The organism is Microbulbifer mixtoriginis (SeqCode) (genome assembly GCF_052468275.1).
Genome location: NZ_CP174341.1, coordinates 1010594 through 1026141, shown reverse-complemented (window position 1 = coordinate 1026141; position 15548 = coordinate 1010594). Strand labels below are relative to the sequence as shown.

Genomic DNA, 15548 nt, shown 5'->3' with positions numbered 1-15548 from the left:
CTTAAAAAGATAAGATCTGAAGTCTAGGGATGAACAAAATGGAAGTTTTATAGATCCGGGCTTACTCTTGGTTTATCTCCAAGATCAACGATTGGCAAAAAAATGCAGAAAGTTTTCACCAAACTTTTCCTGGCCATTCTACTCTTCTCAATTCTGTCTTCTCATTCGACAGCCAAACAACCTGAATCCCTTCGTCACTATCCTCCCTATGTGGAAGACGATGGCAAGATGCATGTTTACTTCTGTGGCACCGGAACCCCGGACCCGGCCTATCAATGGCTGCGCCACCCTGCCTGTGTAGCAATACGCAGTAGTGGAAAATTATTCCTAGTTGATGCGGGTGAAGGTACGACAGCGCGTATCGGCCAGCTGGATCTTAACTTGGCTCAAGTGGACCCTATATTTATTACTCACTGGCACTCCGATCATTTTGGGGGTCTGGCAATGGTGATTAATGAATCTTGGTTTGTAGGCGCCAGCAAACCGATCAACGTTTATGGGCCCTACGGTATTTTCAACATTATGGAGGGGATCAGGAAGAGTTTTGGACCCGATATTCTCTTTAGATCAGCAAATAGACAAGGGATACTCGATCCCGTTTTAGCTGTTGCCACTCCACACCTAATAAACATTGCCGGAGATCAATCGGAAGTTATTCAGGAAGTCTGGCACCATGGAAACACTACGGTTTCTGTCTTTGCCGTACATCATGAACCCGTATTTCCAGCATTTGGCTATGAGATACGTTTCGGTCCCTGTAAAGTGATTATCACCGGAGATACCCATGTATTCGATGGCCTGGAAAATATTGAACGTGACGCGGATTTATTAATTTCTGAAGCCCTCAGCTATGCTCAATACATTAGTAAACTCAAGCAAACGGGGAACAATCGCAGGGCACGACTTCGCTATAAAAAAGCGGATCAAATCATTCATTATCACTCTAACACCCTGGATATTGCCAAAATGGCAACTAAAGCTGGAGTAAAATCTGTAGCTTTGACTCATCTTATTCCACCCCCGGTAACGGAAGCCGATAAAAAGGAATTTATTGCCGGCATGAGCAACTATTACACGGGCCCTATCAGAGTAATGGATGACTTAGATAAAATAACACTTGAAGATAGTGGACGCGGACAATGTAGGGTGGAGTATCCATCAGACAGCAAGAACAATAAAGCAAGTAAAAAACCCACAATTAAGCAAGACATACAACATAAGCAATCAACAGAAAATAGCGGCTCTAAACTCTAACCTGAAAATCATATGGAAACTCCTTATGAAGTCTCTTCAAACTATGATTCTTGTATCTGCTTGCCTAACACTTCCCTTAAGTGCTAAGGGAGAGGCAGATATTGGTGGTGTAACGTTCGAAAAATTAGTGGCTTCAAGCAAAGACTGGGAGGGGCATAAACTCCCTGAAATGAAACCGGGTCAACAAGAGCTAACTATTGTTCGCGTAAAAATCCCCCCAGGAAAGCAAATGCCAGTACACAAACATCCTGTTTTAAACGGTGTGTATATTGAGAAAGGCACGTTGACTATTGTTCTTCCTGGACAAAAAGAAACACTAACTCTCGGAGAGGGAAAAGCTTTTATTGAGGTCACCAATAAATGGCATTATGGTCGCAACGATGGTAGTGAACCAGTAACTATCATTCTTTTCTACTCTGGCCCTGAAGGGGAACCAACAACCATTTTCAAAAATCCAGAAGAAAAAATAAATTAAGGCAACATAAAAAATAAAATTTAATGGCTACTCACATTAGCCTGTCTCGTTAGCGCACCAAGAATCGCCAGCACACTTAAGGCTGGCGATTCTATCAAATCAGAAACTTTACCCCACCCGATGTAAGGCACAAATTTTATTTCCTGCAGGATCACGCAAATAGGCAATATACAATTTGCCAGCTACACCCTCACGTATTCCAGGAGGATCTTCACAAGCAACCCCGCCATTAGCAAGACCTGCTTGATGCCAAGCATCAGCTTCTTCAGTACTCTTTGCACTAAAACCTATAGTACCGCCATTGGCATGAGAAGCTACTTCCCCATCAATAGGCTTGGAAATAGCAAAGACACCGGTTTTAGTGAAGTAAAAGCAGCGACCTTTTTCATCAATAACACCTGGCTCATACCCCAGAGCACCTAAAACAGCATCATAAAATGCTTTAGACCGCTGAACATCATTAGCACCAACCATGATATGACTAAACATTACACCCTCCTGTTCAATAGTAAATGACAAGACAACCTGTAAGGTTATCTAGGTAGTAATAACTGAGTTCCTCTTACTCCACGTCTTCTCCAGTATGACTATCATCTACCCCGACTAAAAATTGGTCAACACTTTATCGCTGCATACTGCCATTCAACGCTCTCATTCAGCATTCCGTCAATCTCCAGATAGCAACACTAATAGCCTAAACATAAACTCTCGAACAAAAGGAGGCATAGAGGATAAATATTAATCAACTATCAGAAGATGAAGTTTAGATTAAATGCTAGAGGGGAAAAGTCGATATCAGCTGTTATAGGCAACATGAAATCATATAGGGCAAGCGAAGACGAAGAATATGTGGGCTAATCTGAAAACACAATGTTAATGGCACCATCTAATAATATCCTTATTGCATGATAATGCTCTATGTATAGGACTCAAATAACGTTTTTTAGGAAAACAAAATGACTCAAATAAAGTATGCCAAGAATTGAAACCAACTCAAGTAAAGAAGCAGTCGTACATAAAGTCTAGAGGACATCATGAGTAACAAAAAAGAAACACGAAAAACCACAGTCAGTTTATCTGAACCTTATGTAAATGTGAAAATTAAAATATCGGCTTTGTGGGCATCAGTATTATTTTGTTATATTTATGGAGATTTCTTTGGACTGTTCAAGATAGGAAAAATTGAGAGAATTATAGAGGGATTTGGCCCATTCGGTGCAGTTACTCAAGGTTCACTGCTTTCAGTGGCGATAATAGTATCAATACCATGCATTATGGTTGCACTAACCTTAATGCTAAAGCCGAAGATTTGCCAATGGCTTAATATAATTGTTGCCACAATATTTATTATATTCTTGGGTGCCACAATGCTCATGTCATCATGGTACTTCTATTTTTATCTAGGCTTTATTGAAATCACTCTTAAGTTAGTAATTATTTGGCTGGCTTGGCAGTGGCCTAAAGAAGAACATTATAATAAGCAGAATAATCAATAAGAACGCAAGATAGAAAATATAATTCCACCTCAAACTTTTCATACCTTGATTTCAACATGCTTGACCTGGACACATCGATCCAGGTCAAGTAGGCAGAACCTTCATACAATCGCCATCAACAAGCACTTTAACTATCACCAATATAGTTGCTTTTCTCAAAAATAGGGTATTTCTTCAACCTTATATTTCACTTCAGATATTATAGGCCTTACTAAATTTTTTAGCGCAACTCCAAAAAAATTACTTTCTAAAAATTAACAACTCATTCAATTTTTTTCAGAATTAAAATACATCTACAACGGGCCTTTCTGTTTAAGCCACAAGATCCCAACAACAATCCATCATAATTTTTCAGCCATGGAATAGTGTCAGTAGACTGCCGACACCGCACAGAATTGTAAATACTTATGATTTTTCCTTAAGAGCTGAAATAAAGTACATATTACTTGAGAAAGAAATTCGCCTCTCTCGACTCTTTCCCCCTCAATCATTTTCTTACCCTTGTTCACCTCCCTAATTAGCGGAGAAATCCTTTGGTAAGAATCTCCCTCTCACTTTGAAAAACATGAAACATGTGATGAAAGGCTCAATCAATAGAATTACCGAGCCCAATAAAGCCTCTCAAATTAATAATATGAGAAGATCAGAGGAAAATTAGCATAGATAAAATTGGGGAATGAGAGGCCTTTTAGCCTATCTATTTAACCAGTCATCCATAGCAGCCAGTATCTGATGCCTATAGGGCTGGGTTTCATTGATCATTTGGTGGCGGGCACCGCGAATTAATACTCGGTGGCAATGCGGAAAACGATCGCGAATTGCGCGCATATCATAGCGCCAATCCACCGTGCCATCACCGGTGCCCTGTACCACCAAGATCTTGCGTGGATTGCGTGCGCTTTTGGGGAAAGTCTTGATCCAATCCACCATGGCGCCGAGCCAACACATGGAAATTACCCTGGATTGCAGGGGGTCGCGCAGGGCCTGGCGCCGGGAGAATTCGGCATCGTGGGTATTAATCGTGAACTCTCGACTGGGTTCACTAATAAACAAGCGTCCAAGATAGTACTTCCATTTCACCAGAAGCCAATTGGCCGGGCGCACCAGAGGAGCCAACAGAAAAACCTTATCTAGTGGCTGTCTACGACTGTATTGCAAGTGCGCTAATAAGGCAGCACCACCAGTACTTTGCCCCAGGGCGTGCCAAGGCTTGGGTAGTTTCCCTTCGGCAACCGATAAAAGACGATCAAATACCTGGCGGTATTGCAGGAAAGTCTGAATAGCCACCCGCTCGCCGCTGGAGAGTCCGTGACCAGGAAAATCGAAAATCACCACATTGAGATTGCGCTCGAGGCCAAAACGAATCGCTGGTCCATAAATACCGGTATGATCGAAATAACCATGGCAGATAAACAAGGTACCGCGTGGTTTTTCAACCAGCCAATATTGGGACACCAGCTCAAAGCCCGCCGCAGTAAAAGTGCCGACACCGGTTTTATAGGAGAGAGGAAAATGTAAGTCGTAAAAATTTCGGTAATCTTGCATCTCAGTCAGCAACGGTGCCGTATCATTGGCAAAGTCCAGCTGCGGCAGCTTTTGCCGCAAAGCCGAGTAGTCCGGGCGCTGAATTACCGGGCTACTTTCGTAGGTGTTGATGTCTTGCAAGGTTTCCATTGAACCAATGGTACTGCATTTTCACTGGGTGGGAAGAGACAGGCTGAGTGAATAATGACTTAAATATGAAAAAGGCGGACACAATGTCCGCCTTTCTTCACTGCAAAATAAGTAAGCGCTTACTTGATTTGCGGTTCCAAGTCGCCAGCGGCATAACGCTCACTCATGGCATCGAGGCTGAGCGGACGAATCTTGCTGGCCTGACCGGCGGTACCGAAGGCTTCGTAACGCGCAACACAAATTTCCTTCATAGCTTGCATAGCAGCCTTGTAGAATTTGCGTGGATCAAATTCTGACGGGTTCTCGGCCAGGAAACGACGGGTGGCGCCGGTGGAGGCGAGACGCAGGTCAGTATCAATATTGACCTTACGCACACCGTGCTTGATGCCTTCGCAAATCTGCTCTACCGGCACACCGTAAGTTTCGGGGATTTCACCACCGAACTCATTGATTACCGCCAGCCACTCCTGAGGCACAGAGGAAGAACCGTGCATCACCAAGTGGGTGCCTGGGATACGCGCGTGGATTTCCTTGATACGATCAATAGCAAGGATGTCACCAGTAGGCGGGCGGGTAAATTTATAGGCACCGTGGCTGGTACCACAGGCGATTGCCAGGGCATCCACCTTAGTTTTTTGTACAAAGTCCGCAGCCTCTTCCGGGTCGGTCAGCAGCTGATCATGGGATAGCTTGCCCTCAGCACCAACACCGTCCTCTTCACCGGCCATACCGGTTTCCAGGGAACCCAGGCAACCCAGTTCACCCTCAACAGAAACACCACAGGCGTGTGCCATATCTACTGCGCGCTGAGTAACATCAACGTTGTATTCGTAGGAAGCCGGGGTTTTGCCGTCCTCACGCAGGGAGCCGTCCATCATCACGGAGCTGAAACCCAGTTGGATAGAACGCTGGCACACTGCCGGACTGGTGCCGTGGTCCTGGTGCATTACCACTGGAATTTCCGGGAATTCCTCAATGGCGGCCAGGATCAGATGACGCAGGAAGGGCGCACCGGCGTATTTACGCGCACCGGCGGAGGCCTGCACGATTACTGGGGAGTCGGTTTCCTTGGCCGCCTCCATAATCGCGCGCATCTGTTCCAAATTGTTTACGTTGAAGGCCGGTACGCCGTAACCATGCTCGGCAGCGTGGTCCAGCAATTGGCGTAGGCTGATAAGAGCCATATTAAATTCCTTTCTCGTCTACTCGTCGTATTTGTAATTTTTTGCTTTTATTGCCTTCCACATTTAAGAGGAGGGCATTATTGGGTACTCAGTCTTCGCCGCGGGACTCCAGGATGGCTACCGCGGGCAGCTTCTTGCCTTCAACATATTCCAAGAAGGCACCACCGCCCGTGGAAATATAAGATACCTTATCGGCAATACCATATTTATCCACAGCCGCAAGGGTGTCGCCGCCGCCGGCAATAGAAAAGGCATCACTATCGGCAATGGCCTTAGACAGATGTTCAGTGCCAGCGCCAAACTGATCGAATTCGAATACGCCTACAGGGCCATTCCAGATAATGGTTTTCGCGCCCTTAAGAATCTCCGCCAGCATTGCAGAAGATTGTGGACCAATATCAAAAATCATATCGTCTTCAGCCACAGCATCGGCGGCCTTGGTTTCCGCTACAGCTGCTTCGCTGAATTCCTTACCGGTCACAACATCAACGGGCACAGGAATATCGCACTTCTGCATCAAACTTTTGGCGGTATCCACCAAGTCGTGCTCACAGAGAGACTTGCCCACCGGCTTGCCGCTAGCGGCGAGGAAAGTATTGGCGATACCACCACCCACAATCAGCTGGTCTACTTTATCCGCCAGACTCTCCAATACGGTGAGCTTGGTAGACACTTTAGAACCACCCACAATCGCAACCAATGGACGGGCTGGCTCAGCCAGTGCCTTCTCCAGAGCATCGAGTTCGGCTGCTAGTAATGGACCGGCGCAAGCGACTGGAGCAAACTTGGCCACACCGTGTGTGGAAGCCTGAGCGCGGTGCGCAGTGCCAAAGGCATCCATTACAAAAATATCGCAGAGTGACGCGTAAGCTTTAGCCAGCTCTTCGCTGTCTTTTTTCTCGCCGGCATTGAAACGCACGTTCTCCAGCAACGCCACCTCGCCCTCAGCCAGCTCGACGCCATCGCGCCACTCTTTGATCAGGGCCACTTCGCGACCGAGTAGTTCACTTAAATGCGCAGCTACCGGAGCCAGGGAGAATTCATCCGCATACTCCCCCTCTGTAGGACGGCCCAAGTGGGACATCAGCAGTACTTTGGCACCAGCATCAATGGCGGCCTGGATAGTGGGAAGCGCCGCGCGAATACGGGCGTCAGAAGTTACCCGACCATCTTTCACCGGTACATTCAAGTCCTCGCGAATTAGTAGGCGCTTACCCGCAAGCTCCAGATCTGTCATCAATTTGACCGCCATTCGCCAATCCTCTTCTACTTCGATTAACTGAAAATGTGGGCGCGGAGTATATCAACTGCGCCGCACCACTGCCGACAGTTAAACAAGGAAAAACATGGCAGTTTTAATGTCAGAGCCAGAAAAGATCGAAATTCACTCTAAGCCTGTTTGGCAGAAGCACCTGTAGACACCTAATGCCAAACTTATAGCCGCGCTCATATAAACTCCTAACTCCATACGCGAGCTAGGTATTTGGCAGAGAAGCTGCACGAAAGACTCAACTAGAACCTATGGCTTGAGAGATCCAGCCTCATCCTTACGACTCGTGTTCTCTTGCCTCTCTGCTCTGTAACCCATTGATGCAAAAGTTCTTTTCGCTGAAAAGCCACACCGCTAGAATCGCCGACCCCATCGAATAAGCACTACTACACAAGACCCGGCGTATACCACGGTAGCGGCGGGGCACATATGGAGATTTCTTACCTATGGAACAATCCGACAGCGATATAGTCTTTCAAAGTTACGGACGCTGCTGCAACAATGAGGAATTCTTTAAGGACTTTTACGATCGCTTTATGGGCAGCTCCGCGGATATTCGCAATCTGTTTGCCAATACAGATATGAAGGCCCAGCGGCATTTGTTGCGTAACGGCATTATGCAATTAGTGCTTTACTCCCGTGGTATGTCTGACACCAAACTGCGCGCCCTGGGTAAAAGCCACGACCGCACTGGCTATAATATTCGCCCAGAATGGTACCGCCTGTGGCTGGATGCCCTGATAGCCACCCTACGCCAACATGACAGTGCGTTCTCCCCTGAGATCGAAGCGGCATGGAACCGTGCCATCACACCAGGAATCGATATCATTCGCCAAGCCTACTAAGTCATTAGGCTTTTTATTGGGAGCCACCTACACGTAAAGCAGCGTATTTGCCAGGTGCTCCCTCGCCCGCTATAAGAACTCAGTAATAAAGCTCAATTCATCGTGCATCAATATAGGTCTACAGCAGACCCACTAACTCTTTAGATCGTATTGCACAGGTAACTCCTCCATGAACTAGTGTCGTATTCATGGAGAAAGCAGCAAACAATTAGCCAATCTGTTTTCAGAAAAAATTTTATAATAAGAAACCCATAAGAGACTCAGCGTTAATTGCCTGCCACTCAAAAGCGCCCCCAATACCGATTATTAGGATTATTCGACAAGGAAATACTATGAAAATTGTACGAAAGTACAGTGTACCCCTGACACTGATTCTGGCTATATCTGCCTGCGGAAAAGCACCAGAAAATAATAATCACGAACAAAACTCTCTCAGCTCAGCATTAACCTCCACAGCAAGTGCCACAGCTCCGCTTTCCATCAATTTCGAGAAATTTACCCTGCCGAATGGCCTGCGCGTTATCGTTCATGAAGATCGCAAAGCTCCCATTGTTTCCGTGGGAGTCTGGTATCACGTTGGTTCCAAGGATGAAAAACCTGGGCGCACAGGCTTTGCCCATTTATTTGAGCACTTGATGTTCAGCGGCTCAGAAAATTACAACGACGAGTATTTCAAACCTTTTGAGCAGGCCGGTGCCACAGGAATGAACGGCACTACCTGGCTAGACCGTACCAATTACTTTGAAACTGTACCGACCAACGCACTGGACATGGCCCTTTGGATGGAATCCGATCGAATGGGCCACTTACTGGGAGTGATTACCCAGGAAAAGCTCGATGAGCAACGCGGGGTGGTACAGAATGAAAAGCGCCAAGGGCAAAACCAACCCTACGGCAAAGTTTGGGAGCGTATGCAAAAAGCGATCTTTCCCGCCAATCATCCCTACTCCTGGACCACCATTGGCTCGATGGAAGACCTCAATGCCGCAACCCTTGAGGATGTGCATGAATGGTTCAAACAATACTATGGTGCAGCTAATACCGTATTGGTCCTAGCTGGCGATATCGACGTGGAAACGGCCAAGGCTAAAGTGAGCCACTACTTTGGCGATATCCCCGCCGGCCCTCCCCTAATAAAGAAAAAGGCCTGGATTGCAAAACGGGATCAATCCAGCCGCGAGCAAATGTTCGACCGCGTAGCCCAGCCCCGCCTGTATAAAGTCTGGAATACCCCCAACCTCACCCACGAAGACGCCAATGCTATTGCTCTAGCCGCAGCAGTGCTCGGTGACGGCAAGAATTCACGCCTGTATAAGCGTCTGGTTTACAAGGACCAAATCGCCACCAATATCAGCGTGGGCCTGCATGAATTCGAACTCTCCTCCATCTTCCCTATTACCGCAGACGTCAAGCCCGGTGTAGCGCCTGCTAAGGTGGAGGCCGCCATTGAGGAAGAGCTGGAGAAATTCCTTGCCGAAGGACCAACCGAGGAGGAGCTGGCCAGGGTAAATATGAGCGAATACGCCTCAATGGTGCGCAGCCTCGAGCAAGTCGGAGGCTGGAGCGGTAAAGGGGTACTCCTTGCCCGTGGCGAGCTCTATAAAAACAGCCCCAATGCCTATCTGGATGCACTGAGTGAGAAACAAAAAATCACCCCACAAAAGGTTCGTGAAGCTGCACAGAAATGGCTGTCCAGTGGTGATTACAATCTTGAGGTTCTGCCCTTCCCCGAATACAAAGCAACCAAAAGCGGGGCTGACCGCAGCAAACTACCTGAGACGGGCAATTTCCCCAGTGTACCCTTCCCCAAGTTACAAACAGCCGAGCTTTCTAACGGACTTAAAGTAGTCCTGGCTGAACGAAACTCTGTACCTGTCGTGGATCTACGCCTGCAGTTTGATGCCGGATATGCCGCAGATCAAGGCAACAAATTGGGCACATCCAGCTATGCGATGTCCATGCTGAAAGAGGGCACCAGCAAACTGGATGCACTGCAGATCAGTGCGAGAGAGGAAATACTGGGTGCTCATATTGGCGCAGGAGCCGACATCGACACTTCTACCGTGCGCCTCAATGCCTTGAAAACCAACTTAGATGACTCCCTAGCTCTATTTGCCGACATTGTTATGCACCCGGCTTTCTCAGAAGAGGAAATTGAACGTAAACGGTCGCGCTGGATCGCTGCTATTCAACAAGAAAAAACTCGTCCAGTACAAATGGCGTTACGCAGCTTACCGCCATTACTTTATGGAGAGGGCCATGCCTACGGCGTACCATTTACCGGTTCCGGTACAGAGACTTCTATAGAGTCATTAAATCGTGATGACTTGGTGGACTACCATAAAACTTGGCTGCGCCCAGACAATGCCACCCTAGTTGCCGTTGGTGATATCACCCTCGAGGTATTAACACAGAAATTGGAACAGCATTTTGCCGATTGGAGCGCACCAGAAAGTCCCCGGCCCCAGAAAAACCTTACACGAGTAGCACATCCTCAAAAAGCCAGTGTCTATCTAATTAACAAGCCTGACGCAGAACAAAGTATTATTATTGGCGGCTTGCTGGCGCCCTCCGAAAAGATTGCTGAGCGCGATGCGATGCATATGATGAATGATATTTTTGGCGGCACATTCACCGCTCGCCTAAATATGAACCTGCGCGAAGATAAGCATTGGGCTTATGGGGCTTATTCCTTTTTAACGGGAGCGAAAGGCCAGCAGCCATTAATGATCTATGCACCGGTACAAACAGATAAAACCAGAGAATCCCTGCTAGAACTGCAGACTGAGTTGCGCAGTTATATCAGCAACAAACCAGCTCAGGAAGAGGAGTTGCAAAAAGTAAAAAATAAAAGTGTCAATGAGTTACCAGGCAGCTTTGAAACCATTAAAGCTGTTTCCAGTGCAGTTTCGAGCATAATCACTTATGACCGCCCTCTGGATTATATGGATAGCTATGCAGAAAAAATCCGCAATGTAAACCTTCAGGTAATACACAAATTGGCCCAGGACACTATTAAGCCAGATCAGTTTATCTGGGTGATTGTTGGTGATAAAAGCAAAATAGAAAACGGTATTCTTGAACTTAACATTGGTCAGATTATTGAAATCGACACCAATGGCAATCCGATAGAAAAAACAACCCTGAACTAGCCCCCTAATACTGACCAGGCACACAAAAGTGTGCCTGGCTTCTAATTCACACACCTTTAAAACTAAATTTAAATACTTAAGTATTATTTTTTATTTTTATACCCGCCGTAAAGAAACGTTTTCAAGTGAAAACCTTTCAATGAAAAAAACGCCAATTTTTAACCAGCTATTAAAAATATATTTTTTTAAATAAAAAGCACGTTTTTGATTCCTCAAAAACTAAAAGGTTGTTATTTTTCATGACGGGGAAAGGCGGGATTTGCTTCCCGTAAGGATTTCCTTTTCCCAAAAATAAAATAATATCTGTTAAGGAGTAACTCATGAAAAAGGCCCTTTCGATATTTGCCAGCGGCGCCCTGGCATTAAGCCTAGCGGCATCTGCCACTGCCGAAGACAAGCGCTATATCGTTACATTCAAAGAAGGCAAGGGGGAGTCCGTCAGGTCTCTGGTTCAGCAAAACGGCGGCCGTAAAGCGCTTGACGTCCGCAACCATAACGCTATGGCCGCACACCTGCCGTCAAAAGCATTAATGGCACTACGCAGGAACCCCAATGTCGCCTTTATTGAAGAGGATCTGAAACGTTATCCACTGTCTCAGGAAGTACCTTACGGTATCCCTATGGTACAGGCAGACCAACTCAGCGATTTACAAGCTGGCAACCGTACCGTATGTATCATTGATTCCGGTTACGACCTGGCCCACGAAGACCTGTCAGGCAATGCCGTTACTGGTAGCAACGATCCAGAGGGTACTGGCAACTGGTATGAAGATCAAAATGGCCATGGTACCCATGTAGCCGGCACTATTGCCGCCATGAATAATAACGCTGGCGTTGTGGGGGTAATGCCTAACAGCAATATCAATCTGCACATCGTCAAAGTATTTGGTGCTGATGGCTGGGCTTACTCTTCATCCCTGATTGCCGCTGCAGAAGATTGTGCAGCGAATGGTGCAAATGTAATTAATATGAGCCTCGGTGGTGACAGAGCTAGCTTCTTTGAGAGACGCGGTTTCGATAATCTCAATAAACGCGGCATTCTCTCAATTGCCGCCGCTGGTAATGATGGCAATACCCGCCATAGTTACCCGGCCTCTTACAACTCCGTTGTCTCCGTAGCAGCGATTGACAGCGGCAAAAACATCGCAGGTTTCTCCCAGCAAACCAACCAGGTTGAACTCGCCGGGCCTGGCGTGCAGGTATTGTCCTCCATCCCCACTGGCAGCGGCCAAGCAGCCACCCTGGAAGTAGCAGGGGCTGAAGTCGAAGCCGCAGCTATGACTGGTACTCCCATTGGGACGATTACCGGAGCCTTGGAAGATTGTGGTACCGCTGAATCTGCCTGCGTAAGCGCAGCAGGTAAAATCTGTCTAATTCAACGTGGCAATATCAGCTTTGCTGATAAAGTTCTGAACTGTGAAGCCGGTGGTGGTGTTGGAGCGATCATCTACAACAACGTACCCGGAATGCTTTACGGTACCCATGGTGGCGTGGAGACTCATATTCCTTCCGTAGGTATTTCCGATGCGGATGGCAGCGCTTTATTAACCCAGCTGGGTGCCAGTGCCACTATCGAGACCGAAGCACAGGATTACGCCTACTTTAATGGCACCTCCATGGCGACCCCACATGTCGCTGGTGTAGCTGCTCTAGTTTGGAGCCACTACCCGAACTGTAGCAATAGCGAAATTCGCACAGCCCTGCATGTTACCGCAGAGGACCTGGGTGATGCTGGCCGTGACAATGCCTATGGTTATGGCTTGGTTCAGGCCAAAGCCGCATTTGATTACCTGGCGGCCAATGGTTGCACCGGCTCCATGTAATTCTGATCAAACCTTCTCAGATGGGGGAGCTTATTGCTCCTCCTTTGGGAAGGATTCATCCTCTGATTAGAATTAGCAGTCAGCAGCTGAAATAATATGGCCTGTTATTGCGGGAACAGCCAAGTGTGCTCTGAGCTATAGCTTTCCAGAAATAGAAGCTCTAAATACTTACATAATGTTTAATATTTTATAAGTATCCAATTTCCCCAACAAAAATCTGCTCGCCAGGTTATAAAAGGCCAGAAGTTGCTTCTAGCCTTTATCTACAAACACTATTTACCAGCCACCTGCTTTACTTGATCATTAAGAACCGCGTGTTGCATGCCGATGGTCCCCAATGCCTCTACAGGCAAAAATACCTTGTTGTTTGACTCAGCCATTTTATCTAGGACTTCCAAGGTTCTATAAGCCAGATATTTATCCGTCACCGATTTGGCAAGCAGATCATTGACCTCTTTCTGTCCAATCGCTTTTTCACGGGCAATGGCACGATTCATTTTTTCCCTCTCCAAATCGCGCTCCATCTGTATCTTCTGAATCTGAAATTGAGCTTTTTCCTGCTCTATGAGTTCACGGCGCTCGGCCGCACGCTCTTTAGCCTGAGTAATGACCTTAGGAAATTGTATATCCGCCAGTCCCAAACGCTTAATCTTTATGGGTGTGCCTTTTAGGGCTTTGGATACCTCATTAAACAGCTCGTGGCTCAGAGACTCTCGGCTTGAAGCAATCTCATTGATGGAGTACTTGGCTACAACACGGCGTACCACATCTCTAATTACCGGCTGTGCATAAGTACCATAAACGCGATTTACCGAAATATTGTCATTGTCAGGCGGAATACGATCGAAAACACTATCGATAGCCTCTCTACTGATGGCACCGGTCATACGTACATCAAAGCTCATATTAAGCTGATCTTTGGGCATAAAGACTTTAAATTTTTCCAAATGACCAAAGTCTGCAATTGTCATTGTGACCAACTTGTCACAATAAAACATACACATATCCAAGCGAAACTTGGAAGGCGGTACCACTTCGGGCTTGTAGCCACTCTCCGTTAACACCTTGCCAACATGTGCAGGCGGCACTTCTACCCGCTCACCACAAGCGGACAACATAAAAAGGGAAGCCGCCAGGCCCGCAACTGAAACAAAACGCATTTTCAACACCAATCAATAAAAAAAACAAGATATTGCATTTACTCACATACAACAAGACAGAGAAATTAAGTGAAAGATGTTACAATCGATAAAAATTTAAATCTGATTTATCGAAATAAAAAATATGCAATTAGAATTTATAACCGCAACACTATTTAATCTCGGCATCAACCTAATCTACACAGTTTTGGCTCTTTTTATTGGAATAATCGCCTTAATAACAATCGACAAAAAACTGCTACGTACAGTAGACATCGAAGGTGAATTGAAAAATGGCAATATCGCAGTTTCTATCTTTGCGTCCACAATTCTGATTTTTGTTGCCATCATTATTTCTTTCGGATTGAAAGGGTAAAAACGTGTATAAATGGATTGTCCCCTTGCTTATTTTCTCTGTGCTGTTAACACTGCCAGAAATTCTACGCAATACAATTCAAGAGCCTGAATTAAAACCTTCGTCGGAGCAGCCCCTCAATTCAGCAAGTAGGGCCTATGGTTCTACTAACGCTGACACCATAGATCGCCAAAATGGGGTGGTAAGAGTAGTGGGTACCAGCTATCCACTATCGGAAGAAACAATCCAACAGGTAGTGGCCAAGCGTTCTCTTGAGGAGAGCGCACAGGTTTCCATCTGGAACTGGCAAGGGCTGGAGGCAGTCACAGCTACTGCAAGAGGGCTGGATAAACAGCACCATTTTGCCAATAGCTACCTGGTGGGCTTCAAGCCTTTCCAAACCCGCAAGCTTTGGGTACCGCTATATACTTTGGCGATGCAAAAGGAGTATCAGTACGACCATCTGCAATATGCCGGACTTTCCGATATCTGGCAGACATCCCGTCAGGCTTATTATCAAAAGCGCGGCGACTGCGAAGATCATGCCATCTTACTGGCCGACTGGCTGATTGAGCTGGGCGTGGACGCGCGAGTAGCACTGGGGACACACAAAGGCCAGGGACACGCCTGGGTAGTTGCCATCTTGGATGGCCAGGAGTACCTACTAGAAGCCACCAGCAAGCGGCGTCAGACCAGCTGGCAAGCGATGCCATTGGCAGCCCTGGCAGAAGGTTATGAAGTAGAGTTCCAGTTTAACCGCCATTTCTTCTGGGCAAAACGCAATTCCGCCTCTACGAGAAAGTATCGCGGCAGCCACTGGATAAAAAAATCTCAGTTCATTCGCAGCTGATCTTGCCTGGGATCACCCGGTAATTATTCCG

At 46.6% G+C, this 15548-nt stretch carries 13 protein-coding genes; 8 read left to right on the top strand and 5 right to left on the bottom strand.

Annotated features, from left to right (window positions below; all coding sequences use genetic code 11):
- The first annotated feature begins 102 nt into the window (after window positions 1-102).
- Window positions 103-1254 carry an MBL fold metallo-hydrolase gene (locus tag ACJJIC_RS04620; RefSeq protein ID WP_444910706.1) on the top strand — a complete coding sequence of 384 codons (1152 nt, stop codon included), beginning with the start codon at window positions 103-105 and terminating at the stop codon, window positions 1252-1254.
- A 25-nt stretch (window positions 1255-1279) separates the two neighbouring features.
- Window positions 1280-1729, top strand: coding sequence for a cupin domain-containing protein (locus ACJJIC_RS04615; protein WP_252083650.1), 450 nt, complete (start codon window positions 1280-1282; stop codon window positions 1727-1729).
- Between the two features lie 108 nt (window positions 1730-1837).
- Here the strand turns inward: ACJJIC_RS04615 and ACJJIC_RS04610 are convergent, their stop codons facing one another.
- Window positions 1838-2218 (bottom strand): VOC family protein, encoded by a 381-nt coding sequence (locus ACJJIC_RS04610; RefSeq protein ID WP_252083651.1) that lies wholly within the window; start codon window positions 2216-2218, stop codon window positions 1838-1840.
- Between the two features lie 545 nt (window positions 2219-2763).
- Here ACJJIC_RS04610 and ACJJIC_RS04605 point away from each other — a divergent pair.
- Window positions 2764-3225 (top strand): DUF6326 family protein, encoded by a 462-nt coding sequence (locus ACJJIC_RS04605; protein ID WP_444910707.1) that lies wholly within the window; start codon window positions 2764-2766, stop codon window positions 3223-3225.
- 693 nt (window positions 3226-3918) lie between these two features.
- On the opposite strand, the gene ACJJIC_RS04600 is transcribed toward ACJJIC_RS04605, so the two are convergent.
- The 3 genes from ACJJIC_RS04600 to ACJJIC_RS04590 form a co-directional block, all read right to left on the bottom strand.
- Window positions 3919-4899 carry an alpha/beta hydrolase gene (locus ACJJIC_RS04600; protein ID WP_444887433.1) on the bottom strand — a complete coding sequence of 327 codons (981 nt, stop codon included), beginning with the start codon at window positions 4897-4899 and terminating at the stop codon, window positions 3919-3921.
- A gap of 119 nt (window positions 4900-5018) precedes the next feature.
- Window positions 5019-6083 carry a class II fructose-bisphosphate aldolase gene (gene fba / locus ACJJIC_RS04595; RefSeq protein ID WP_252083654.1) on the bottom strand — a complete coding sequence of 355 codons (1065 nt, stop codon included), beginning with the start codon at window positions 6081-6083 and terminating at the stop codon, window positions 5019-5021.
- An 88-nt stretch (window positions 6084-6171) separates the two neighbouring features.
- On the bottom strand, window positions 6172-7335 hold the full coding sequence (locus tag ACJJIC_RS04590) for a phosphoglycerate kinase (RefSeq protein ID WP_445356529.1): 1164 nt from the start codon (window positions 7333-7335) through the stop codon (window positions 6172-6174).
- Window positions 7336-7799: 464 nt separating this feature from the next.
- Here ACJJIC_RS04590 and ACJJIC_RS04585 point away from each other — a divergent pair, with 464 nt between their 5' ends.
- From ACJJIC_RS04585 to ACJJIC_RS04575, 3 genes are all read left to right on the top strand, one after another.
- Complete coding sequence (locus ACJJIC_RS04585; RefSeq protein ID WP_252083656.1) at window positions 7800-8198, top strand: globin; 399 nt, start codon at window positions 7800-7802, stop codon at window positions 8196-8198.
- A gap of 332 nt (window positions 8199-8530) precedes the next feature.
- On the top strand, window positions 8531-11350 hold the full coding sequence (locus tag ACJJIC_RS04580; RefSeq protein WP_444910708.1) for a M16 family metallopeptidase: 2820 nt from the start codon (window positions 8531-8533) through the stop codon (window positions 11348-11350).
- Window positions 11351-11670: 320 nt separating this feature from the next.
- Window positions 11671-13173 carry a S8 family serine peptidase gene (locus ACJJIC_RS04575; RefSeq protein WP_445356528.1) on the top strand — a complete coding sequence of 501 codons (1503 nt, stop codon included), beginning with the start codon at window positions 11671-11673 and terminating at the stop codon, window positions 13171-13173.
- 272 nt (window positions 13174-13445) lie between these two features.
- Here the strand turns inward: ACJJIC_RS04575 and ACJJIC_RS04570 are convergent, their stop codons facing one another.
- Window positions 13446-14333 carry an SPFH domain-containing protein gene (locus tag ACJJIC_RS04570; protein WP_445356527.1) on the bottom strand — a complete coding sequence of 296 codons (888 nt, stop codon included), beginning with the start codon at window positions 14331-14333 and terminating at the stop codon, window positions 13446-13448.
- A gap of 124 nt (window positions 14334-14457) precedes the next feature.
- Here ACJJIC_RS04570 and ACJJIC_RS04565 point away from each other — a divergent pair, with 124 nt between their 5' ends.
- Window positions 14458-14688: a DUF350 domain-containing protein gene (locus ACJJIC_RS04565; RefSeq protein ID WP_252083660.1), complete on the top strand. Its 231-nt coding sequence runs from the start codon at window positions 14458-14460 to the stop codon at window positions 14686-14688.
- 4 nt (window positions 14689-14692) lie between these two features.
- Window positions 14693-15517 carry a transglutaminase domain-containing protein gene (locus tag ACJJIC_RS04560; RefSeq protein ID WP_445356526.1) on the top strand — a complete coding sequence of 275 codons (825 nt, stop codon included), beginning with the start codon at window positions 14693-14695 and terminating at the stop codon, window positions 15515-15517.
- Window positions 15518-15548 lie beyond the last annotated feature (31 nt).

Coding starts and splice junctions, on each gene's coding strand:
- ACJJIC_RS04605 (WP_444910707.1), top strand. CDS start 2,764: ATGAGTAACAAAAAAGAAACACGAAAAACCACAGTCAGTTTATCTGAA.
- ACJJIC_RS04580 (WP_444910708.1), top strand. CDS start 8,531: ATGAAAATTGTACGAAAGTACAGTGTACCCCTGACACTGATTCTGGCT.
- fba (WP_252083654.1), bottom strand. CDS start 6,083: ATGGCTCTTATCAGCCTACGCCAATTGCTGGACCACGCTGCCGAGCAT.
- ACJJIC_RS04575 (WP_445356528.1), top strand. CDS start 11,671: ATGAAAAAGGCCCTTTCGATATTTGCCAGCGGCGCCCTGGCATTAAGC.
- ACJJIC_RS04610 (WP_252083651.1), bottom strand. CDS start 2,218: ATGTTTAGTCATATCATGGTTGGTGCTAATGATGTTCAGCGGTCTAAA.
- ACJJIC_RS04565 (WP_252083660.1), top strand. CDS start 14,458: ATGCAATTAGAATTTATAACCGCAACACTATTTAATCTCGGCATCAAC.
- ACJJIC_RS04615 (WP_252083650.1), top strand. CDS start 1,280: ATGAAGTCTCTTCAAACTATGATTCTTGTATCTGCTTGCCTAACACTT.
- ACJJIC_RS04620 (WP_444910706.1), top strand. CDS start 103: ATGCAGAAAGTTTTCACCAAACTTTTCCTGGCCATTCTACTCTTCTCA.
- ACJJIC_RS04585 (WP_252083656.1), top strand. CDS start 7,800: ATGGAACAATCCGACAGCGATATAGTCTTTCAAAGTTACGGACGCTGC.
- ACJJIC_RS04570 (WP_445356527.1), bottom strand. CDS start 14,333: ATGCGTTTTGTTTCAGTTGCGGGCCTGGCGGCTTCCCTTTTTATGTTG.
- ACJJIC_RS04590 (WP_445356529.1), bottom strand. CDS start 7,335: ATGGCGGTCAAATTGATGACAGATCTGGAGCTTGCGGGTAAGCGCCTA.
- ACJJIC_RS04600 (WP_444887433.1), bottom strand. CDS start 4,899: ATGGAAACCTTGCAAGACATCAACACCTACGAAAGTAGCCCGGTAATT.